Source organism: Streptomyces sp. WAC05374 (assembly GCF_004353505.1).
In the GTDB taxonomy this organism is placed as follows: Bacteria; Actinomycetota; Actinomycetes; order Streptomycetales; family Streptomycetaceae; genus Streptomyces.
Genome location: NZ_SMNQ01000021.1, coordinates 67,986 through 89,422, shown reverse-complemented (window position 1 = coordinate 89,422; position 21,437 = coordinate 67,986). Strand labels below are relative to the sequence as shown.

18 protein-coding genes and 1 tRNA gene are annotated in these 21,437 nt (G+C 71.4%); 18 read left to right on the top strand and 1 reads right to left on the bottom strand.

The features are described from left to right. Positions 1 to 364: 364 nt before the first annotated feature. Positions 365 to 436, bottom strand: a tRNA-Arg gene (locus tag E2B92_RS28415). A 111-nt stretch (positions 437 to 547) separates the two neighbouring features. Between E2B92_RS28415 and E2B92_RS28410 the strand changes: the two genes are divergently transcribed. The 18 genes from E2B92_RS28410 to E2B92_RS28325 all read left to right on the top strand — a co-directional run bounded on the left by E2B92_RS28410 (position 548) and on the right by E2B92_RS28325 (position 21,230). Further along, positions 548 to 1,030, top strand: a complete 483-nt coding sequence (locus tag E2B92_RS28410) for a response regulator (RefSeq protein ID WP_185923481.1) — start codon at positions 548 to 550, stop codon at positions 1,028 to 1,030. 115 nt (positions 1,031 to 1,145) lie between these two features. Next, a complete protein-coding gene (gene nrtL / locus E2B92_RS28405; RefSeq protein ID WP_126883221.1) occupies positions 1,146 to 2,117 on the top strand; it encodes an ArgS-related anticodon-binding protein NrtL in 972 nt (323 codons plus the stop codon). A 7-nt stretch (positions 2,118 to 2,124) separates the two neighbouring features. Continuing rightward, on the top strand, positions 2,125 to 3,516 hold the full coding sequence (lysA, locus tag E2B92_RS28400; protein ID WP_126883222.1) for a diaminopimelate decarboxylase: 1,392 nt from the start codon (positions 2,125 to 2,127) through the stop codon (positions 3,514 to 3,516). A gap of 95 nt (positions 3,517 to 3,611) precedes the next feature. Then, positions 3,612 to 4,904, top strand: a complete 1,293-nt coding sequence (locus tag E2B92_RS28395) for a homoserine dehydrogenase (RefSeq protein ID WP_185923482.1) — start codon at positions 3,612 to 3,614, stop codon at positions 4,902 to 4,904. 6 nt (positions 4,905 to 4,910) lie between these two features. Then, entirely contained in the window at positions 4,911 to 5,969 is a 1,059-nt protein-coding gene (gene thrC / locus E2B92_RS28390; protein ID WP_126883223.1) for a threonine synthase, read from the top strand. A 466-nt stretch (positions 5,970 to 6,435) separates the two neighbouring features. Then, the gene (thrB, locus tag E2B92_RS28385) at positions 6,436 to 7,353 is read left to right on the top strand and encodes a homoserine kinase (protein WP_126883224.1); all 918 of its coding nucleotides are present in this window, start codon (positions 6,436 to 6,438) and stop codon (positions 7,351 to 7,353) included. 382 nt (positions 7,354 to 7,735) lie between these two features. Next, on the top strand, positions 7,736 to 9,811 hold the full coding sequence (rho, locus tag E2B92_RS28380; protein WP_126883225.1) for a transcription termination factor Rho: 2,076 nt from the start codon (positions 7,736 to 7,738) through the stop codon (positions 9,809 to 9,811). A gap of 309 nt (positions 9,812 to 10,120) precedes the next feature. After that, positions 10,121 to 11,860: a trypsin-like serine protease gene (locus tag E2B92_RS28375; RefSeq protein WP_126883226.1), complete on the top strand. Its 1,740-nt coding sequence runs from the start codon at positions 10,121 to 10,123 to the stop codon at positions 11,858 to 11,860. A gap of 91 nt (positions 11,861 to 11,951) precedes the next feature. Then, the gene (locus tag E2B92_RS28370; protein WP_126883227.1) at positions 11,952 to 12,494 is read left to right on the top strand and encodes a hypothetical protein; all 543 of its coding nucleotides are present in this window, start codon (positions 11,952 to 11,954) and stop codon (positions 12,492 to 12,494) included. A gap of 247 nt (positions 12,495 to 12,741) precedes the next feature. After that, positions 12,742 to 13,839 (top strand): LCP family protein, encoded by a 1,098-nt coding sequence (locus tag E2B92_RS28365; RefSeq protein WP_126883228.1) that lies wholly within the window; start codon positions 12,742 to 12,744, stop codon positions 13,837 to 13,839. A 142-nt stretch (positions 13,840 to 13,981) separates the two neighbouring features. Next, entirely contained in the window at positions 13,982 to 14,206 is a 225-nt protein-coding gene (rpmE, locus tag E2B92_RS28360) for a 50S ribosomal protein L31 (protein WP_126883229.1), read from the top strand. A gap of 105 nt (positions 14,207 to 14,311) precedes the next feature. Further along, positions 14,312 to 15,391 (top strand): peptide chain release factor 1, encoded by a 1,080-nt coding sequence (gene prfA, locus E2B92_RS28355; protein ID WP_126883230.1) that lies wholly within the window; start codon positions 14,312 to 14,314, stop codon positions 15,389 to 15,391. Positions 15,392 to 15,423: 32 nt separating this feature from the next. After that, on the top strand, positions 15,424 to 16,269 hold the full coding sequence (prmC, locus tag E2B92_RS28350) for a peptide chain release factor N(5)-glutamine methyltransferase (RefSeq protein WP_126883231.1): 846 nt from the start codon (positions 15,424 to 15,426) through the stop codon (positions 16,267 to 16,269). Between the two features lie 181 nt (positions 16,270 to 16,450). Continuing rightward, the gene (locus E2B92_RS28345; RefSeq protein ID WP_126883232.1) at positions 16,451 to 17,098 is read left to right on the top strand and encodes an L-threonylcarbamoyladenylate synthase; all 648 of its coding nucleotides are present in this window, start codon (positions 16,451 to 16,453) and stop codon (positions 17,096 to 17,098) included. Next, positions 17,095 to 17,733, top strand: coding sequence for an arsenate reductase/protein-tyrosine-phosphatase family protein (locus E2B92_RS28340; RefSeq protein ID WP_126883233.1), 639 nt, complete (start codon positions 17,095 to 17,097; stop codon positions 17,731 to 17,733). Before E2B92_RS28345 ends, E2B92_RS28340 begins: the two co-directional genes overlap by 4 nt. An 89-nt stretch (positions 17,734 to 17,822) precedes the next feature. Next, positions 17,823 to 19,097 carry a serine hydroxymethyltransferase gene (gene glyA / locus E2B92_RS28335; protein ID WP_126883234.1) on the top strand — a complete coding sequence of 425 codons (1,275 nt, stop codon included), beginning with the start codon at positions 17,823 to 17,825 and terminating at the stop codon, positions 19,095 to 19,097. 106 nt (positions 19,098 to 19,203) lie between these two features. Then, complete coding sequence (locus E2B92_RS28330) at positions 19,204 to 20,529, top strand: MraY family glycosyltransferase (protein ID WP_126883235.1); 1,326 nt, start codon at positions 19,204 to 19,206, stop codon at positions 20,527 to 20,529. A gap of 263 nt (positions 20,530 to 20,792) precedes the next feature. Beyond that, positions 20,793 to 21,230 (top strand): hypothetical protein, encoded by a 438-nt coding sequence (locus E2B92_RS28325; protein ID WP_126883236.1) that lies wholly within the window; start codon positions 20,793 to 20,795, stop codon positions 21,228 to 21,230. Positions 21,231 to 21,437: the final 207 nt, after the last annotated feature.

Below are 21,437 nucleotides of genomic sequence, written 5' to 3'. Positions count from 1 at the left end.
TTTGTTGGCAGGCAGCACCCTGGGAGGGGTTGGCGATGGCCTGGTCTCTTGGCGATCGGCGCCGACGAGTCCTCTGCGAAGTGGGCCAGCGGCTGTATCTGCTCCTGGCCTGCGACGGCTACCCATCCGTCGCGTGCATGCACGGTGCTAAGTCGTCGTTCCGCTATCTCCGTGAACGTAGATCACGGCGGTGACCATCAGGGTGCCGGGTGTACGGCCGACTCCACGCGATGGGTGTGTCGGAGGTGTGTCGCGAACGCTGAGAGACAACGAGAAAGAGCGGGAGTCAGTGAGACTGACTCCCGCTCTCTCATGTCGGCATCCGCCCAGCTCAGCGCGTGATCCTTGCTGGCTGTGTGGCGAGTGCCCCCGGCAGGATTCGAACCTGCGCACACGGCTCCGGAGGCCGTTGCTCTATCCCCTGAGCTACGGGGGCGTTCCGCCCTGTTGGGCGGTGACGGGTAGAACACTACCAGCTCCCGGGCGGTGCCTGTGAACAGGTATTTCCGCGGGGCGGGGCAGGCGGGGTCGCCCGTGTGGGGCGGAAGTGGGGAAAACCCGGACGCAGGGCAGCGGGGCGACCTACTCTCGAGTTGTGTCAGGCGTGTCCGGCCGGGTGCTCGTCGTGGACGACAACAGGGTCATCCGGCAGTTGATCAGGGTCAACCTCGAGCTGGAGGGCTTCGAGGTCGTGACCGCGGCCGACGGTGCCGAGTGTCTGGACGTCGTGCACCAGGTCTGTCCGGACGTGGTGACCCTGGATGTGGTGATGCCCCGGCTGGACGGGCTGCGGACCGCCGAGCGGTTGCGGGAGGACCCGCGGACCAGGGACCTGCCCGTGGCGATCATCAGCGCGTGCACGCAGTACGAGGTGGAGAGCGGGCTCGCCGCCGGGGTGGACGCGTTCCTGGCGAAGCCGTTCGAGCCCGCCGAGCTGGTGCGGCTCGTGCGGCAGCTCCGGCACCGGGAGCCTCCGCCGCCCCTGGACGGCCGGCGGGGTGCCGGGCGGGCCGGGAGTGCCTGGGGCTGACCCGGTCGAGGGCCGGCCGAGGGGCACCGGAGGACGGCCACAGGCCCGGGCTCGCCGCTGCCCGCATGGCGAAACCGGTTCCGCCCGGGAGGGCCTCCTCCCATACGCTTGTCCCGTGACCCCCGCAGATCTCTCGCTCACCGTGCTGCACGCCGTGCGCCGTGCGGTCGGTGAGGGCGCGCTGCGGGCACCGGCCCGGATGCCCGAGCGGGTCAAGGTGGAGCGGCCCCGGCCCGGCGGGTGCGGGGACTGGGCGACCAACGCCGCGCTCCAGCTCGCCCGCGAGGCCGGGATGGAGCCGCTGGGCGTCGCCCGGGTGCTGCGCCCCAGGATCGCCGAGGCCGACGGCATCGAGCACGTCGAGATCACCGGCCCCGGGTTCCTCAACATCACGCTCGCCGACCGCGGCAGCGGCGCCCTGGTGCGGGAGGTCCTCGACCGGCGCGAGCGGTACGGGCACGGCGACTGCCTGGAAGGGCGCTCCTTCCATCTGCGGCACCCTGGTGACGTACGCGCCACCGTCATGGCCGCCGCCGTGCGCGGGCTGCTGGCCGCGCAGGGGGCGGTCGTCCACGACGAGGGCGAGCCCCTCACCCTCCGCCCCGTCCCCGTCACCTACGACGTCCACGCCCTCGGCACCGACGCCGCCCAGTGGGCGCTGCTGCGGCCCGCCGCCCACGACCGGCCCCTCGCGCCCGAGGGGCTGCTCACCCAGAGCGAGGCCAACGGGCTGTTCACCGTGCGGTACGCCCACGCGCGGGCCGCCGCCCTGCTCCGCAACGCCGCCCAGTTCGACATCGCGCCCGCGTACGAAGAGGATGTCGACGCACCACGCCTCCTGGCCGCTCTCGGCGATCACCCCGCCGCTCTCGAAGCCGCCGCCCGCCACCGCGCCCCCGACCGGGTCGCCCGGCACCTGGAGGCCACCGCCGACGCGTTCCTGGCGTTCCAGCACACCGTGCTGCCCTTCGGCGACGAGAAACCCTCGGCCGCCCACCGTTCCCGGCTCGCCCTCGCCGAAGCCGCCGGGACGGTGCTGGCCGGCGGCCTGGCCCTGCTCGGCATCAGCGCCCCTGACTACTTGTGAGAGTGAAATGAGCCGTTCCGCACACCCCGCCGGGCCCCGTCACGCCGATGTCCTCCCCGAGGGCCACTACTCCGCCCCGCCGGCCGACCTCAACAAGCTGGACGAGAAGGTCTGGGCCCGTACCGTCCAGCGCGACCAGGACGGTGTCGTCACCGTCGGCGGGATCGCCGTGACCCGGCTCGCCGAGGAGTTCGGCACCCCCGCCTACTTCCTCGACGAGGCCGACTTCCGGGCCCGCTGCCGCGCCTGGGCCGACGCCTTCGGCAAGGACGCCGACGTCTTCTACGCCGGGAAGGCCTTCCTCAGCCGCGCCGTCGTGCGGTGGCTGAAGGAGGAGGGGCTCAACCTCGACGTCTGTTCCGGCGGCGAGCTGACGACCGCGCTCGACGCCGGGATGCCGGCCGAGCGGATCGCCTTCCACGGGAACAACAAGTCCGCCGAGGAGATCGAGCGGGCCGTGCGCGTGGGCGTCGGCCGGATCGTGCTCGACTCCTTCCAGGAGATCGTGCGCGTCGCGCACATCGCGCAGGGCCTGGGCAAGCGGCAGAAGGTGCAGATCCGGGTGACCGTGGGCGTCGAGGCGCACACGCACGAGTTCATCGCCACCGCGCACGAGGACCAGAAGTTCGGCATCGCACTGGCGGGCGGCGAGGCGGCGGAGGCCGTCCGGCGGGCGCTGAAGCTCGACGGGCTCGAGCTGATCGGCATCCACTCCCACATCGGGTCGCAGATCTTCGACACCTCCGGCTTCGAGGTGGCCGCCCACCGCGTGGTCGGGCTGCTCAAGCAGGTCCGCGACGAGCACGGCGTGGAGCTGCCCGAGATCGACCTGGGCGGCGGCCTCGGCATCGCGTACACCTCCGACGACGACCCCCGCGAGCCGCAGGAGATCGCCAAGGCGCTGCGCGACATCGTCACCCGCGAGTGCGAGGCGGCGGGCCTGGCGACGCCGCGCATCTCCGTCGAGCCCGGCCGCGCCATCGTCGGGCCCACCGCGTTCACGCTCTACGAGGTCGGCACCGTCAAGCCGCTGGCCGGGCTGCGGACGTACGTGAGCGTCGACGGCGGCATGTCGGACAACATCCGCACCGCCCTGTACGACGCCGAGTACTCCGTCGCGCTCGTCTCGCGGACCAGCGACGCCGCGCCGATGCTCAGCCGCGTCGTCGGCAAGCACTGTGAGAGTGGCGACATCGTGGTCAAGGACGCGTTCCTGCCGGCGGACATCGCGCCGGGGGACCTGGTGGCCGTGCCGGCGACCGGCGCGTACTGCCGTTCCATGGCCAGCAACTACAACCACGCACTTCGCCCGCCCGTCGTCGCGGTCCGCGACGGTGAGGCGCGGGTGATCGTCCGGCGCGAGACAGAGGAAGATCTTCTGCGTCTCGATGTCGGCTGATGAAATAGATGTCTCATAATCCGGACGGAAGGGAGAAACTTCCGTCCGGTGAGTGAGACTGGTCCACACCGTAGAAGTATGAGAAGTGAGGTCGGATGATGCGTACGCGTCCGCTGAAGGTGGCGCTGCTGGGCTGTGGAGTGGTCGGCTCAGAGGTGGCGCGCATCATGACGACGCACGCCGACGACCTCGCGGCGCGCATCGGCGCTCCCGTCGAGCTCGCCGGTGTCGCCGTCCGCCGGCCCTCCAAGGTGCGTGAGGGCATCCCCGCCGAGCTCATCACCACCGACGCGACCGCCCTGGTCAAACGCGGGGACATCGACGTCGTCGTCGAGGTCATCGGCGGCATCGAGCCCGCCCGTACGCTCATCACCACCGCTTTCGAGCGCGGCGCCTCCGTCGTCTCGGCGAACAAGGCCCTCCTCGCCCAGGAGGGCCAGAGCCTGTACGCCGCCGCCGAGGAGCACGGTCAGGACCTCTATTACGAGGCCGCCGTCGCCGGTGCCATCCCGCTGATCCGCCCGCTGCGCGAGTCCCTCGCCGGCGACAAGGTCAACCGGGTGCTCGGCATCGTCAACGGCACGACCAACTTCATCCTCGACAAGATGGACACCTCCGGCGCCGGCTACTCCGAGGCGCTCGACGAGGCCACCGCGCTCGGGTACGCCGAGGCCGACCCGACCGCCGACGTCGAGGGCTTCGACGCCGCCGCCAAGGCCGCGATCCTCGCCGGTATCGCCTTCCACACGCGCGTACGCCTCGACGACGTGTACCGCGAGGGCATGACCGAGGTCACCGCCGCGGACTTCGCCTCCGCCAAGCGCATGGGCTGCACCATCAAGCTGCTCGCCATCTGCGAGCGCGCCGCCGACGGCGGGTCCGTCACCGCGCGCGTGCACCCCGCGATGATCCCGCTGAGCCACCCGCTCGCTTCGGTGCGCGGCGCGTACAACGCCGTGTTCGTCGAGGCCGACGCGGCCGGACAGCTCATGTTCTACGGACCCGGTGCCGGCGGTTCGCCGACCGCGTCCGCCGTCCTCGGCGACCTCGTCGCCGTCTGCCGCAACCGCCTCAACGACGCGACGGGGCCCGGCGAGTCCGCGTACACGCAGCTTCCCGTCAGCCCCATGGGCGACGTCGTCACGCGGTACCACATCAGCCTCGACGTGGCCGACAAGCCGGGTGTCCTCGCCCAGGTCGCGACGGTCTTCGCCGAGCACGGCGTATCCATCGATACGGTGCGCCAGCAGGGCAAGGACGGCGAGGCCGACCTCGTCGTCGTCACCCACCGCGCGCCCGACGCCGCCCTCTCCGGGACCGTCGAGGCGCTGCGCAAGCTCGACACCGTGCGTGGTGTCGCCAGCATCATGCGGGTCGAAGGAGAGTAACCAGCAATGACTCACCAGTGGCGCGGAATCATCGAGGAGTACCGCGACCGGCTGCCGGTCACGGACACCACCCCGGTCGTCACGCTCCGTGAGGGTGGCACGCCGCTCGTGCCCGCGCAGGTGCTCTCCGAGCGCACGGGGTGCGAGGTCCACCTGAAGGTCGAGGGCGCCAACCCCACCGGCTCCTTCAAGGACCGGGGCATGACCATGGCCATCACGCGGGCCAAGGAGGAGGGCGCGCAGGCCGTCATCTGCGCCTCCACCGGCAACACGTCCGCCTCGGCGGCTGCGTACGCCGTCCGGGCCGGGATGGTGTCCGCCGTGCTGGTGCCTCAGGGCAAGATCGCGCTCGGCAAGATGGGCCAGGCGCTGGTCCACGGGGCGAAGATCCTCCAGGTCGACGGCAACTTCGACGACTGCCTGACGCTGGCCCGCGCGCTGTCCGACAACTACCCGGTGGCGCTGGTCAATTCGGTCAACCCGGTCCGTATCGAGGGCCAGAAGACCGCGGCGTTCGAGATCGTGGACATGCTGGGCGACGCCCCCGACATCCACGTCCTGCCCGTCGGCAACGCCGGCAACATCACGGCGTACTGGAAGGGCTACAAGGAGTACGCCGCTGACGGCGTCTCCACCCGCACGCCCCGCATGTGGGGCTTCCAGGCCTCCGGCTCCGCGCCCATCGTGCGCGGCGAGGTCGTCAAGGACCCGTCGACCATCGCCACCGCGATCCGGATCGGCAACCCGGCCTCCTGGAACCACGCGCTGGCCGCGCGGGACGAGTCGGGCGGCTTCATCGACGAGGTGACGGACCGTGAGATCCTGCGCGCCTACCGGCTGTTGGCCTCCCAGGAGGGCGTCTTCGTGGAGCCCGCCTCCGCCGCGTCCGTGGCCGGTCTGCTGAAGGCCGCCGAGCAGGGCAAGGTCGACCCGGGGCAGAAGATCGTGTGCACCGTGACCGGAAACGGCCTCAAGGACCCCGACTGGGCGGTCGCCGGAGCGCCGCAGCCGGTCACGGTCCCGGTCGACGCGGCCACCGCCGCGGAGCGGCTGGGCCTGGTCTGACGGCGGGCCGGCCGGTCGGCGGGCCGGCTGGTCGGCCGGCCCGGTTCCGGGCCGGTGCGCCGGCCGGGCCGTGCCCCGGCCGGACGCCCCCGATGGGCGCCGGCCCACGCGCCCCGTACCGCACGGCCCGCCCGTCGGGTCCCGGCCACCCGCCGGGTCCCGCACCGGGCGGCCGGCGCGCCTCGCGTACGGGCGAAGATTGGCCGAAAACCGCAACCCGCACGGCGCCGTACACAGGAGCACGGGCAGGCTCGCGACACGCATCGTGCGCCTCCTGTGCGCCCTATGTCGCCACAGAACCTTCCTTCGATAGGCTGTACCGAACCCGCCCCGCCGCATATGCCGCGGTGCTGTTGCCGTTGATGCCGCTGCGGCCCATGGGTCTTCGTACTTCTCGTAAAACCCCCGAAACCTCACGAAAACCGCGACAACCTACGTCGTCAGATTCAAGGAGAGTCATCGAGCGATGGCCGGTCCCGCGTTCCGCGCCGCCGCCGTCCGGGTGCGCGTTCCCGCCACCAGCGCCAACCTCGGCCCGGGCTTCGACGCCCTCGGCCTGTCGCTGGGGCTGTACGACGACGTCGTCGTCCGGGTCGCCGACTCCGGGCTGCACATCGACATCGCCGGAGAGGGTGCGGACACCCTCCCGCGCGACGAGAGCCACCTGCTCGTACGCTCCCTGCGCACGGCCTTCGACCTGCTCGGCGGACAGCCGCGCGGCCTCGAGGTCGTCTGCGCCAACCGCATCCCGCACGGCCGCGGCCTCGGCTCCTCGTCGGCCGCCATCTGCGCCGGCATCGTCGCCGCCCGGGCGGTGACCATAGGCGGCGACGCCCGCCTCGACGACGCGGCACTGCTGGAGCTCGCCACCGAGATCGAGGGCCACCCCGACAACGTGGCTGCGTGCCTGCTGGGCGGCTTCACGCTGGCCTGGACCGAGGGCGGCGCCGCCCGGGCGATCAGGATGGACCCCGCCGGTTCCATCGTTCCGGTGGTTTTCGTACCGGGGAAGCCGGTCCTCACCGAGACCGCGCGCGGCCTGCTGCCGCGCACCGTCCCCCATGTGGACGCCGCCGTCAACGCGGGCCGTGCCGCGCTGCTCGTGGAGGCCCTGACCCGGCGCCCCGAGCTGCTGCTGGCCGCCACCGAGGACCGGCTCCACCAGGAGTACCGGGCCCCCGCGATGCCGGAGAGCGTCGCTCTGGTGAACCGGCTCCGCGCGGACGGCGTTCCCGCCGTCATCTCCGGCGCCGGCCCCACGGTGCTCGCGCTGGTCGAGGACGGCACCGCCGAGAAGGTCGCACGGCTGGCGGGCGAGGGCTGGGCGGCCAACAGGCTGGCCCTCGACGTCTCGGGCGCGAGCGTTCTGCCGCTCGCCCCGTAGGAACACGGTTGCCGGTGTTGGAGAGGGGGAATGTTTGTTGGAGCCGGTAGTGTTAACCTCAAGTCTGCACCCGACGTCTTTGTGGCGCGGTGCTGAGTGTCCCCATCCGGGACCACCATTCTTCCGGGAGCCTCCTCCACTGCCTGAGCAGCCTGCCTGAGCAGTTTCGAGCACGCTCCGGAACCGGCGCGCGACACCCCTCGCTTTTCCCAGGAGCGGGCCGAGCAGGGGGCCTCGGGCCGGACCCAAGCACGTTTCTCTTCTCCGCCGTACCCGGCGGGACCACCGCCCCGACTCGGTCCACCGATCAAGGACCGCTGTCGGACAGCACAACCGGTCGCCGAGCCAGAAGGCCGACGTCCGCTCCAGGGAAGGACCCTTCGTGAGCGACACCACCGATCTGATGGGCGTGACTGCCGACAACAGTGTCGACACCGCCGCGCCCGCCGCAGGTGCTGCCACTGGCACCACGTCACGGCGCCGCCGCTCCGGCACCGGCCTCGAGGGCATGGTCCTGGCCGAGCTGCAGCAGGTCGCGTCAGGCCTCGGCATCAGGGGCACCGCGCGGATGCGCAAGAGCCAACTGATCGAGGTCATCAAGGAGGCGCAGGCCGGAGGCGGCGCCTCCGCGCCGAAGGCCGCCGACGCGGCCGGAGCCGCCGAGACGAAGCCGAAGCGCCGCGCCACGTCCAAGGCCCGCACGGGCGAGGAGACCGCCGACAAGTCCGCCGCGAAGGCCGAGAAGGCCACCGACAAGGCCGACAAGGTCGTCGCGCAGCAGCAGATCGAGATCCCCGGTCAGCCCTCGCCCAAGCAGTCCGCCCCGGCCGAGCAGGCCGCGGCCGGTGACGACCAGCCCGCCGGCGAGCGCCGCCGCCGCCGTGCCACCGCGCCCGCCGGCAGCCCCGAGGGCGACGTCCGCACCGAGGTGCGCGGAGACGTCCGCACCGAGGCCCGGACCGAGACGAAGACCGACGCGCAGCCCGAGGCCAAGGCCGACGCGGCCGTCGACACCGCCGAGGGCGGCCGCCGGGAGCGCCAGCGCGACCGCGGCGAGCGCGGAGAGGGCCGCGGCGACCGCCGGGACCGTCAGCGCGACCGCCAGCGGGACCGCGGCGGCAAGGGCGACGACCAGCAGGGCGGCCAGCGCCAGCAGCGCCAGGGCGGCCAGCAGGGCGGCCAGGCCGGTCCCCAGGACGACGGGTACGACGACGAGGCGGGCGGCCGTCGCGGGCGCCGCGGCCGTTACCGCGACCGCCGTGGCCGTCGTGGCCGCGACGAATTCGCGGGCGCCGGCGAGCCGCAGGTCTCCGAGGACGACGTCCTGATCCCCGTCGCGGGCATCCTGGACATCCTCGACAACTACGCGTTCATCCGGACCTCCGGCTACCTGCCCGGCCCGAACGACGTGTACGTCTCGCTCGCCCAGGTCCGCAAGAACGGCCTGCGCAAGGGTGACCACATCACCGGTGCCGTGCGCCAGCCGAAGGAGGGCGAGCGCCGCGAGAAGTTCAACGCGCTGGTCCGCCTTGACTCGGCCAACGGCATGGCCGCCGACTCCGGCCGCGGCCGCCCCGAGTTCAACAAGCTGACCCCGCTCTACCCGCAGGACCGCCTCCGTCTGGAGACCGACCCGGGTGTGCTGACCACGCGGATCATCGACCTCGTGTCGCCGATCGGCAAGGGCCAGCGAGGCCTGATCGTGGCCCCGCCGAAGACCGGCAAGACCATGATCATGCAGGCGATCGCCAACGCGATCACCACGAACAACCCCGAGTGCCACCTGATGGTCGTCCTCGTCGACGAGCGTCCGGAAGAGGTCACCGACATGCAGCGGTCGGTCAAGGGCGAGGTCATCTCCTCGACCTTCGACCGCCCCGCCGAGGACCACACCACCGTCGCCGAGCTGGCCATCGAGCGCGCCAAGCGCCTCGTGGAGCTGGGTCACGACGTGGTCGTCCTGCTCGACTCGATCACCCGTCTGGGCCGTGCGTACAACCTCGCGGCCCCCGCCTCCGGCCGCATCCTGTCCGGTGGTGTCGACTCGACCGCGCTGTACCCGCCGAAGCGCTTCTTCGGTGCCGCGCGCAACATCGAGGACGGCGGCTCGCTGACCATCCTGGCCACCGCGCTGGTCGACACCGGCTCGCGCATGGACGAGGTGATCTTCGAGGAGTTCAAGGGCACCGGCAACATGGAGCTCAAGCTCGACCGGAAGCTCGCCGACAAGCGCATCTTCCCGGCCGTCGACGTCGACGCGTCCGGTACGCGCAAGGAGGAGATCCTGCTCGGCAGCGAGGAGCTCGCCATCGTCTGGAAGCTGCGCCGGGTGCTGCACGCGCTCGACCAGCAGCAGGCGATCGAGCTGCTGCTCGACAAGATGAAGCAGACGAAGTCGAACGCCGAGTTCCTGCTCCAGATCCAGAAGACGACGCCGTCGGCCAACGGCAACGACTGACGTCGTATCAGGACATAAGGGACCGCCCCGTCACTCCGGTGACGGGGCGGTCGCCGTTTTTTACGAGATTCTCACCGGCCGCTGGTCAACCAGTACTTGACAGGCGTAGCATCCTCCCATCGACGTGGGGGGATTCCGCCGCGCAGCACCAGCCGAGGCCAGGGGGGTTTTCCGGCGTGCTGCCCGTACCTCAGTGATGCCCCGCCACCGTCATGGATTCTTCCGGCGCGGCGGTCGCGCTGCGCCGGGTCGACCCAAGGGGTTTACTCAGTGCAGATACGCACGCGCGGCGGCCGACACCGGCGCCGTATGACACTGGCGCTGCCGGCCGCGGCCGCAGTCGTCGCCCTGGTGGGGGCCGGCATCGCGGTCACCGGCTCGGACTCGGCCCAGGCCGGTGAGGGCCCGCGGATCGGCATGGACGCGCAGAAGCTCGCCGAGCCGTCGCAGCAGGAGCTGCGCAAGCGCGCCGCCAAGGCGATGGAGTCCGACTCCACGAGCGAGCGCTCCCTGGTCAAGCAGCCGGACGCCGCCGCATCCGACAGCGGCAGCGCCCCGAGCGCCCGCATCATCGGTGGCTCCGAGACCACCATCTCCGCCGCGCCCTGGATGGCGCAGCTCCACTTCGCGGACAGCACCGGCGCCGGCTACTTCTGCGGCGGCGCCGTGATCGCCCCGACGAAGGTCGTCACGGCGGCCCACTGCGTCAAGGGCATCAAGTGGTACGAGACCGGCACGGTCATCGTCGGCACCGACCAGCTCCCCACCGAGAACGCCGACGGCTCGTGGGACTTCCACGGCGGCCAGCTCCGCGGCGCGTACCGGCAGTGGAACCACCCGTCGTACAGCCCGTACACCCTCGACGCCGACGTGGCCGTCCTGACGCTGACCTCCCCGGTCTCCGTCCGGACCCTGCCGCTCGCGCAGCCGACGGACGGCGCGCTGTACCAGGCGGGCCTGGACGGCAAGGTCTACGGCTGGGGCCGCACCAGCTCCACGGAGCCCAACAGCTCCTCGCAGACCCTGAAGGTCGCCGACGCGGACATCGTGTCGGACACCAACTGCGCCGCCGCCTACCCGGACGGCTTCATCAAGGGCCACATGCTCTGCGCGGGCGCTCCGCCCACCGGCAGCGACGCCACCAGCGAGACCACCTGCAACGGTGACTCCGGCGGCCCGCTGGTCGTCGGCGGCAAGCTCGTCGGCATCGTGTCGTGGGGCGACGAGAACTGCTCCGCCGCCGGCAAGTACGGCGTGTACGCGAAGGCCTCGACGTACTCGGCGCCGATCCAGGCCCGGGTCGACGACGCCAACTGGAACAGCGACCACAGCGCCGACCTGCTGGCCCGCCGCGCCTCCGACTCCACCATGTTCGCGTGGACGTCGAAGGTCACCTCGCTGAGCCGCACGTACAACATGGGCAACTGGAGCGGCTACACGCTGGCCATCCAGAACGACCTCGACCGTGACGACTTCGCGGACGTGCTCAACCGCTACAACGGCGACGTCTACTGGTCCCACTGGGTGCCCTCCGTCGAGGAGTGGCAGCACAAGCTCGTCGCCAAGGGCTGGGGCAAGCACAAGGCGATCCTCGCCCCCGGTGACGTCACCGGTGACGAGCTGCCCGACATGGTCGCGGTCGACTCGGCCGGCACCATGCGTGTCTACCCGGGCCGTGGCACCGGCGCCTTCGGCACGCCGATCAGCGTCGGCACCGGCTGGTCCAAGTTCACGATGATCCGCGGTCACGGTGACTTCACCAACGACGGCAAGGCCGACATCTTCGCCCGCGGCACGGACGGCAAGACCTACCTCTACAAGGGCACCGGCGTCGCCACCAAGCCGTGGGCCGCGCCCGTCCTGGTCGCCTCCTTCGGCTCGATGAACGCCCTGGTCACCACCGGTGACGTCAACAGCGACGGCGTCGCCGACGTCCTCGCCCGCGACACGGCCGGCAAGCTCTGGCTGTACCCGGGCAACGGCCGCGGCGGCTTCCTCGCCCGCAAGGACTTCGGCACCGGCTGGCAGGCGTACAACCTGCTCGGCTGAGCCGCCCCGTCCCCGCACATGCCCTGTGCCCGCCGTGCACCCGCACGGCGGGCACAGTCGCGCCAAGACCTCTACCGGAAGGCCGTTCTCCGTGCGTACCAAGGCCGTGCTCGCCCTCGTCGTGGTCATAACGGGGCTCCTGGCGGGGTGGTCGGGCTCTCCCGCTTTCGACGGCCGGAGGGCCGGGGAGGCGCTCCACGGCGGGGAGCAGGCGCGGGGAACGGCCGGGTACGACCACGCGCGGGTGGGGGAGGAGTGGTGGTTCGCCCTGCCGCTGCCCTACAACCAGAGCGGCCGGCCGCTGCGCATCACCAAGGTGGAAATGATCGACGTGCCCACTGGTGTGGAGGTCGTGGACTATCCCGCGTTCGATCTGGACGACACGGACGGGGTGCCGCTCCTCGCCAAGGAGGGCCTCCCGCACACGACGCGGTTCAGCCGGCTCGAGGACCATTCCGCGGCCGGGGTGGTCGTGGAGCCCGGCTCGTTCAGCGACGCCTACTACGCGGCGCACCTGCGGATCACCGGACCGGTCCGTGGAGAGGGGCGGGGCTGCCGCTTCCAGTACGAGCAGGACGGCGAGAAGTACGAACAGATCGTCGGCTGCGCCTTCGACATCAAGGTGGCGAAGTGACGCCGTACTGCGACCTTCGCCACGCCGCCCACCACGGGCGGCTCCCCGCGAACCCGCCGGCTTCGCGGCAACGCCGCAGGTCAGAGCGGTCCTGTGCCCATCGCGTACCCGCGCGGTGGGCACTGCGCGTTCCGTGGGGGTTCTGGGCCGGCCGTGCAACCCTGTGGGCCGCCTCCCCGTCTGACAGGCCGACAGTGCCTGATCGTCGCGGTCGGGGGTAGCGGAACCAGCGAGGACTGAGGAGACCATGGCCGAGCAGGGCAGCAAGACCAGCCGAATACGTGCCACCGGACGGCGCCGCCGTCCGGGCGGCAAGGGGCGCAGAGCGCTCACCGTCACCGCGTGGTCGGCCGCCGGCCTGGTTCTGGTCGGCGGGTGCGGACTCGGTTACGCGTACTTCACGCTCAACGGCAACATCGACAGCGTCGACATCAACGGGCAGCTCCGCGACGACGACCGCCCGCAGGACGTCGACAACGGCTCCATGGACATCCTGGTGCTGGGCTCCGACACCCGGGCCGGCGCAAACGGCGCGTACGGCCGGGACGAGGGCGCCGCCCGCTCCGACACCGCGATGATCGTGCACCTGTACGAGGGCCACAGGAAGGCGAGCGTCGTGTCCGTACCCCGTGACACGATCATCGAGCGCCCCGACTGCACCGACAGGTCCGGCGCGGCCGTCCCCGGACAGCGCAAGGCGATGTTCAACACGGCGTACGAGGCCGGCGGCCCGGCCTGCGCGGTGAAGACCGTCGAGGCGATGTCCGGCATCCGCATGGACCACTACATCGAGGTCGACTTCACCGGCTTCAAGAAGCTCATCGACGAGCTCGGCGGTGTGGAGATCACCACCACCAAGCCGATCAAGGACACCAGCAGCCACCTCGACCTGGCCGCCGGCCCCCACACGCTCACCGGCGAGCAGGCCCTCGGCCTCGTCCGCACCCGCAAGGGCGTCGGCGACGGCAGCGACCTCGGCCGCATCCAGCTCCAGCAGGCGTTCATGAAGGCCTTCATCGAGCAGGCCAAGAGCGTCGGCGTCTTCACCAGCCCCAAGAAGCTGTGGAACCTCGCCGACACCGCCACCAAGGCCATCCGCCCCGACTCCGAGCTGGACTCCGTCAAGGAGCTCGCCGACTTCGCCCGCGGACTGGGGCAGCTCGGCGCCGACGACGTGCACATGGTCACCCTGCCGGTCCGGTACGACCCCGCCGACCTCAACCGCGTCGTCCCGCTGAAGGCCCAGTCGCAGCAGGTGTGGGCGGCCCTGAAGGCCGACCGGCCGATCCCCGCCTCCGCCACCAAGGACGCCGCGACCGGCACGGCCGGGGGCGTCGTGAAGTGAGTCGGGCGGGCCCGGAATAGATCCGGCCACCCCCCGGTTTTGGGAGATACGGCCGGTCCTGGCAGACTGGTACGTCGGCCCCGGTTCACGCACGCGCATCCCGCCCGTGCGACCCGGCGCCCTCCCGAAACTAGGAGACACCTTGAAGCGCGACATCCACCCCGAGTACGTCGAGACGCAGGTCAGCTGCACCTGTGGCGCGTCGTTCACCACCCGTAGCACGATCCAGGGCGGCACCATCCGTGCCGAGGTCTGCTCCGAGTGCCACCCGTTCTACACGGGCAAGCAGAAGATCCTCGACACCGGTGGCCGTGTGGCCCGCTTCGAGGCCCGCTTCGGCAAGAAGGCTGCCGGCTCCGCCAAGTAGCGAGCCACTGCGCCGGTCTCCGGCCCCCCGCGTGTCGGGGCGGCCGGGACCGGCGCTTTGCCGTCTTCCACAGCAGCCCTTTTTTCGCGAAACCAGGAGCCCCCGATGTTCGAGGCGGTCGAGGAACTGATCGGCGAGCACGCCGATCTCGAGACGAAGCTTGCCGACCCTTCGGTCCACGCCGATCAGGCCAACGCGCGCAAGCTCAACAAGCGCTACGCCGAGCTGACCCCGATCGTCGCCACGTACCGCTCCTGGAAGCAGACCGGCGAGGACATCGAGACGGCCCGCGAGTTCGCCGCCGACGACCCCGACTTCGCCGCCGAGGTCAAGGAGCTGGAGAAGCGGCGCGAGGAGCTGACCGACAAGCTGCGGCTGCTGCTCGTCCCCCGCGACCCCAGCGACGACAAGGACGTCATCCTGGAGATCAAGGCGGGCGCGGGCGGCGACGAGTCCGCCCTGTTCGCCGGCGACCTGCTGCGCATGTACCTGCGGTACGCCGAGCGCGTCGGCTGGAAGACCGAGATCATCGACGCCACCGAGTCCGAGCTCGGCGGCTACAAGGACGTCCAGGTCGCCGTGAAGACCAAGGGCGGCAACGGCGCCACCGAGCCCGGCCAGGGCGTGTGGGCCCGGCTGAAGTACGAGGGCGGGGTGCACCGCGTCCAGCGCGTGCCCGCCACCGAGTCGCAGGGCCGCATCCACACCTCCGCCGCCGGTGTCCTCGTGACGCCCGAGGCCGAGGAGATCGACGTCGAGATCCACGCCAACGACCTGCGCATCGACGTCTACCGGTCCTCCGGCCCCGGCGGCCAGTCCGTCAACACCACCGACTCCGCCGTCCGCATCACCCACCTGCCGACCGGCATCGTCGCCTCCTGCCAGAACGAGAAGAGCCAGCTCCAGAACAAGGAGCAGGCCCTGCGTATCCTGCGCTCCAGGCTGCTCGCCGCCGCCCAGGAGGAAGCCGAGAAGAACGCCGCCGACGCCCGCCGCAGCCAGGTGCGCACCGTCGACCGGTCCGAGAAGATCCGGACGTACAACTTCCCGGAAAACCGGATCTCGGACCACCGGGTCGGCTTCAAGGCGTACAACTTGGACCAGGTGCTCGACGGGGAGCTCGACGCGGTGATCCAGGCGTGTGTCGACGCCGACTCCGCCGCCAAGCTCGCCGCCGCGCAGTAATACCAGCAACCCGCCCAGCCCGGAGGACCAGCGTGAACCTGCTGCTTGCCGAGGTGGCCCAGGCCACCCAGCGGCTGGCCGACGCCGGCGTGCCGTCACCGCGCTTCGACGCGGAGGAGCTCGCCGCGTTCGTGCACGGCGTCAAGCGGGGAGAGCTGCACAACGTCAAGGACGCGGACTTCGACGCCCGCTACTGGGAGGCCGTCGCCCGCCGCGAGGCCCGCGAGCCGCTCCAGCACATCACCGGGCGGGCGTTCTTCCGCTACCTGGAGCTCCAGGTGGGCCCCGGTGTCTTCGTGCCGCGCCCCGAGACCGAGTCGGTCGTCGGGTGGGCCATAGACGCCGTACGGGCGATGGACGTCGTCGAGCCGCTCATCGTGGACCTGTGCTCCGGCTCCGGCGCCATCGCGCTCGCCATGGCCCAGGAGGTGCCGCGCTCGCGCGTGCACGCCGTGGAGCTGTCCGAGGACGCCCTGGTGTGGACCCGCAAGAACGCGGCGGGGTCCAGGGTCACGGTCCACCAGGGGGACGCCCTGACGGCCCTGCCCGAGCTGAACGGCCAGGTCGACCTGGTCATCTCCAACCCCCCGTACATCCCCCTCACCGAGTGGGAGTACGTCGCGCCCGAGGCCCGCGACCACGACCCGGAGATGGCGCTCTTCTCCGGCGAGGACGGCCTCGACACCATCCGCGGCATCGAACGCACCGCCCACCGGCTGCTGCGCCCCGGCGGCCTCGTCGTCGTCGAGCACGCCGACACCCAGGGCGGCCAGGTGCCGTGGATCTTCAACGAGGAGGCCGGCTGGGCGGACGCCGCCGACCACCCCGATCTGAACAACCGCCCGCGCTTCGCGACCGCGCGCAAGGCGATGCCATGACGGCACGGTACGCGGCGGTGCTTGGGGCGCCTGGAGCGAGTGAGCTGAAGGGGCGCGCGGACACCGAAAGGGAGAACGCGCGGAGGTCCCGAGGAACGAGGGGCCGAGCACGATCCACCGTCGGCGGACGCTTCAGCGCCCCGGCGGCGAACCGAGTGACGGAACATAGGAGGGCCCGCTGATGGCACGGCGATACGACTGCAACGACGCGACGGACCGCACGACCGGCCTGCGTGAGGCCGCGTCCGCCGTCCGCCGCGGCGAGCTCGTCGTGCTCCCCACCGACACCGTGTACGGGATCGGCGCGGACGCCTTCACCCCGGAGGCCGTCGCGGACCTGCTGGAGGCCAAGGGGCGCGGCCGCAACATGCCCACCCCTGTCCTGATCGGCTCGCCGAACACCCTGCACGGCCTCGTCACGGACTTCTCCGAGCAGGCGTGGGAGCTCGTCGACGCCTTCTGGCCCGGCGCGCTGACGCTGGTCGCCCGCCACCAGCCGTCGCTCCAGTGGGACCTCGGCGACACCCGGGGCACCGTGGCGATCCGGATGCCGCTGCACCCGGTCGCCATCGAGCTGCTCACCGAGGTGGGCCCGATGGCCGTCTCGTCGGCCAACCTGACCGGCCACCCGGCGCCGGAGGACTGCGACGCCGCCCAGGGCATGCTCGGCGACTCCGTCTCCGTGTACCTGGACGGCGGTCCGACCCCGGGCATCGTCCCGTCGTCGATCGTCGACGTCACCGGCGAGGTCCCGGTCCTGCTGCGCGCGGGCGCCCTGTCCGTGGAGGAGCTGCGCAAGGTGGTACCCGACCTCGAGGTGGCCAATTGACCGCCCCTGAGGGGCGTGGCATAGGCACGGAGAGCTCGTTCCGCATCCTCCACGTCAGCACCGGGAACGTCTGCCGCTCGCCGATCACCGAGCGGCTGACCCGCCATGCCCTGAGCGACCGCCTGGGCGACCCGATGGGCGGCGGCCTGATCGTGGAGAGCGCCGGCACCTGGGGCCACGAGGGTGCCCCCATGGAGGCCAACGCCGAGATCGTCCTCGCCGACTTCGGCGCGGACGCGACCGGCTTCGTGGGCCGTGAGCTGCTCGACGAGCACGTCATCCGCGCCGACCTGGTGCTGACGGCCACCCGCGACCACCGCGCCCAGGTCATCTCGATGGGCCACAGCGCCGGCCTGCGCACGTTCACCCTGAAGGAGTTCACCCGCCTCGTACGGGCGATAGATCCGGCCACCCTGCCGGACCCCCTCAGCGACGGCATGGTCGAACGCGCCCGCGCCCTGGTCCGCGCCGCCGCCGCCCTGCGCGGCTGGCTGCTCGCGCCCAGCGCGGAGGCGGACGAGGTCAACGACCCCTACGGCGCGCCGATCACCTTCTTCCGCTCCATCGGCGACGAGATCCAGCAGGCGCTGGACCCGGTGGTCACCGCCCTGACCGGGGTCGCCGCCAAGCGCTGACGCGCGAGGGGCCGGGCGCCGACCGGCGGCGAGCGGGGCGCGGGCCTACATTGGGGTGTGACGGGGCCCGCCCACGCCTGGAGCCACTGATGCCGGTCACCGCTGCTGCCGCCGGGGTGCGCGAGTCGAGCGCGTACCGGGCGGATGCCGACGCCCTGCGACGGCAGGACCCCGAGATCGCCGACGTCCTGGCGGGGGAGGGACGGCGCCAGGCCGACAGCCTCCAGCTCGTCGCCGCCGAGAACTTCGCCTCGCCCGCGGTGCTCGCCGCCCTCGGGTCGCCGCTCGCCAACAAGTACGCCGAGGGCTACCCCGGCGCCCGGTACCACGGCGGGTGCGCCTATGTGGACGCCGCCGAGCGGATCGCCGTGGAGCGGGCCACCGCGCTGTTCGGGGCCGACCACGCGAACGTGCAGGCCCACTCCGGGTCCTCCGCCGTCCTCGCGGCGTACGCGGCGCTGCTGCGGCCGGGCGACACGGTGCTGGCGATGGGCCTGGCGTACGGGGGGCACCTGACGCACGGGTCGCCCGCGAACTTCTCCGGGCGCTGGTTCGACTTCGTCCCCTACGGCGTCGACGCCGAGACCGGGCTCATCGACTACGAGCAGGTGCGCGTCCTCGCGCACGAGCACCGCCCGAAGGCGATCGTGAGTGGCTCGATCTCGTACCCCCGGCACATCGACCACGCCGCCTTCCGGGAGATCGCCGACGAGGTCGGGGCGTGCCTGATCGCGGACGCGGCCCACCCCATCGGGCTGGTCGCGGGCGGGGCGGCGCCCAGCCCCGTCCCGTACGCCGACGTCGTCTGCGCGACCACGCACAAGGTGCTGCGCGGGCCGCGCGGCGGGCTGCTGCTGTGCGGGAGCGAGCTGGCGGAGCGCATCGACCGGGCGGTGTTCCCGTTCACCCAGGGCGGCGCCCAGATGCACACGATCGCCGCCAAGGCGGTGGCGTTCGGCGAGGCGGCGACGCCCGAGTTCGCGGCGTACACCCATCGGGTGGTGGCCAACGCGCGGGCGCTCGCCGACGCGCTCGCCCAGGAGGGCTTCGCCATCACCACCGGCGGCACCGACACCCACCTGATCACCGCCGACCCTACGCCCCTGGGGATCGACGGACGCGACGTCAAGGCCCGCCTCGGCGCGGCCGGCATCGTGCTGGACACCTGCGCCCTGCCGTACGGGGACGGGCGCGGCATCCGGCTGGGTACGGCCGCCGTGACCACCCAGGGCATGGGCGCCGCGGACATGGAGCACATCGCCGCCCTGTTCACGGCGGCGCTCCGGGGCGACGAGGAGACGGCCGGAAAGGTCCGTGCCGACGTACGGGAACTGGCCGGGCGATTTCCCCCGTATCGGGGGTAGAAGAGCGGCCGTGGAACCGTCGGCGGCGGGCGTGTGTCCTCAACCATGGGGACGGCAGAGCTAGGGTGTGGGGCTGAGATGGCCAGCGATTCCTGTGGGGCAGCCCGTGCGTGATTACCTGCTGACGCTCTGTGTCACGGCCGCGGTGACCTATCTGCTGACCGGTCCGGTGCGGAAGTTCGCCATCGCGGCCGGAGCGATGCCGGAGATCCGCGCCCGCGACGTGCACCGAGAACCGACACCCCGGCTCGGCGGCATCGCCATGTTCTTCGGGCTGTGCGCGGGTCTGCTGGTCGCGGACCACCTGACCAACCTCAACAGCGTCTTCGAGCTGTCCAACGAGCCCCGCGCGCTGCTCTCCGGCGCCGCCCTGATCTGGCTGATCGGCGTCCTGGACGACAAGTTCGAGATCGATGCCCTGATCAAGCTCGGCGGCCAGATGATCGCCGCGGGCGTGATGGTCATGCAGGGTCTGACGATCCTGTGGCTGCCCATCCCGGGCATCGGCACGGTGGCGCTCACCCAGTGGCAGGGCACGCTGCTGACGGTCGCGCTGGTCGTCATCACCATCAACGCGGTGAACTTCGTCGACGGTCTCGACGGCCTGGCCGCCGGCATGGTGTGCATCGCGGCCGCCGCGTTCTTCCTGTACGCGTACCGCATCTGGTACGGCTTCACCATCGAGGCGGCCGCGCCCGCGACGCTGTTCGCGGTGATCCTGATGGGCATGTGCCTGGGCTTCCTGCCGCACAACATGCACCCCGCGCGGATCTTCATGGGCGACTCCGGCTCGATGCTGATCGGCCTGGTGCTGGCCGCCTCCGCGATCTCGATCACCGGTCAGGTCGACCCGGACGCGCTGAAGATCTTCGAGGGCTCGACCCGTGAGGCCACGCACGCCGCGCTGCCGGTCTTCATCCCGCTGCTGCTGCCGCTGACGATCATCGCGATCCCCATGGCGGACCTGGTGCTGGCGATCGTGCGCCGGACCTGGAACGGCCAGTCGCCGTTCGCGGCCGACCGGGGGCACCTGCACCACCGGCTGCTGGAGATCGGCCACTCGCACAGCCGCGCGGTGCTGATCATGTACTTCTGGTCGGCGCTGATCGCCTTCGGCACCCTGGCCTACTCGGTGCACTCGGCGTCGATGTGGATCGTGCTGGTGATCGTCGCGCTGAGCGCGATCGGGCTGGTGCTCCTGCTGCTGCCGCGCTTCACGCCGCGGGCCCCGCGCTGGGCGGAGGCGTTCGTCCCGCCGCGCTACCGCCGCCGCGCGGTGCGACCGGTCGCCGCGGACACCGCGCCCAGGGACCCGGGCGCGTACGAGGAGGAGGACGAGCGCGTCGCCGTCCCGGCGGGAGTCAACGGGGCGACCGCCCTCAGCGCCCTTCCCGAGCTCCACGACCGGCGGAAGGCCGGAACGCCCGGTTGACGAACCGCCCAGGCGGGCCCTTTACCAGACAAACCGAGCGCTTGTCTTGCACACACGCGCAGGGTCACTCTCATGTGTGAGAGTCAGCACACCCCAGGGTAAAGACCTCATCAAATAGTTTGTGATACGGTTCACGAGACCCGGCGACACCGCCGAAGGACCGTAGTGCGACGGTTCATCGGCCCCCGAGAGCACGCCTCGGACCGGGATTACGCTCGTCCATGACGACACCACTGCCCCCACCAGCAAGCGGAGATGCCGCCATGCCGTCCAACGACGCACGCACCCTGCTGTACGCCGCCGTACCCACGCTCGCCACCGGCGCTGTCGCCACCGTGGTGAGCGGTGTGGTCGCCGGCGGCAAGGGGGCGATCGGCGCCGTGGCCGGCACGCTCGTGGTCGTCCTCTTCATGGGGATCGGGCTGGTGGTGCTCCAGCGGACGGCCAAGTCTCTGCCGCAGCTCTTCCAGGCCATGGGGCTGATGCTCTACATGGCCCAGTTGCTGTTGCTGTTCATGTTCATGGCCCTGCTGAAGAACACCACGCTGTTCAACTTCAAGGCCTTCGCCTTCACGCTGCTCGCGGCGACCATCGTCTGGGTCGCGGCCCAGGCGCGCGCCTACATGAAGGCCAAGATCCTCTACGTGGACCCCGCCTCCGAAAAGGGCTCGAAGCCCGAGAAGACGGGGCCGTCGACGTGAGGAGTAGGGCCGGGATAAATGCGCGTTCACGATGCTGCTATCGTCCGGTGCCAACTGCGGCACTGCGGGCGCGGCCATCCGAGCTGACGCCTGTCCCAGCGCGAGGCTCGACGCCGAACCGCCGCCCCCCCATCCGTAAGACCAGTCCAGTGCCGACCCGCGGCTGCGTGCCGCGCCGACACAACGAGGTTGCCGTACCTATGCGCC

What these genes read in the sequence shown, in the direction of transcription:
- lysA (WP_126883222.1), top strand. Translation starts at nt 2,125, where the DNA reads ATGAGCCGTTCCGCACACCCCGCCGGGCCCCGTCACGCCGATGTCCTC.
- E2B92_RS28395 (WP_185923482.1), top strand. Translation starts at nt 3,612, where the DNA reads ATGATGCGTACGCGTCCGCTGAAGGTGGCGCTGCTGGGCTGTGGAGTG.
- thrC (WP_126883223.1), top strand. Translation starts at nt 4,911, where the DNA reads ATGACTCACCAGTGGCGCGGAATCATCGAGGAGTACCGCGACCGGCTG.
- thrB (WP_126883224.1), top strand. Translation starts at nt 6,436, where the DNA reads ATGGCCGGTCCCGCGTTCCGCGCCGCCGCCGTCCGGGTGCGCGTTCCC.
- E2B92_RS28375 (WP_126883226.1), top strand. Translation starts at nt 10,121, where the DNA reads ATGACACTGGCGCTGCCGGCCGCGGCCGCAGTCGTCGCCCTGGTGGGG.
- E2B92_RS28365 (WP_126883228.1), top strand. Translation starts at nt 12,742, where the DNA reads ATGGCCGAGCAGGGCAGCAAGACCAGCCGAATACGTGCCACCGGACGG.
- prfA (WP_126883230.1), top strand. Translation starts at nt 14,312, where the DNA reads ATGTTCGAGGCGGTCGAGGAACTGATCGGCGAGCACGCCGATCTCGAG.
- E2B92_RS28345 (WP_126883232.1), top strand. Translation starts at nt 16,451, where the DNA reads ATGGCACGGCGATACGACTGCAACGACGCGACGGACCGCACGACCGGC.
- glyA (WP_126883234.1), top strand. Translation starts at nt 17,823, where the DNA reads ATGCCGGTCACCGCTGCTGCCGCCGGGGTGCGCGAGTCGAGCGCGTAC.
- E2B92_RS28325 (WP_126883236.1), top strand. Translation starts at nt 20,793, where the DNA reads ATGCCGTCCAACGACGCACGCACCCTGCTGTACGCCGCCGTACCCACG.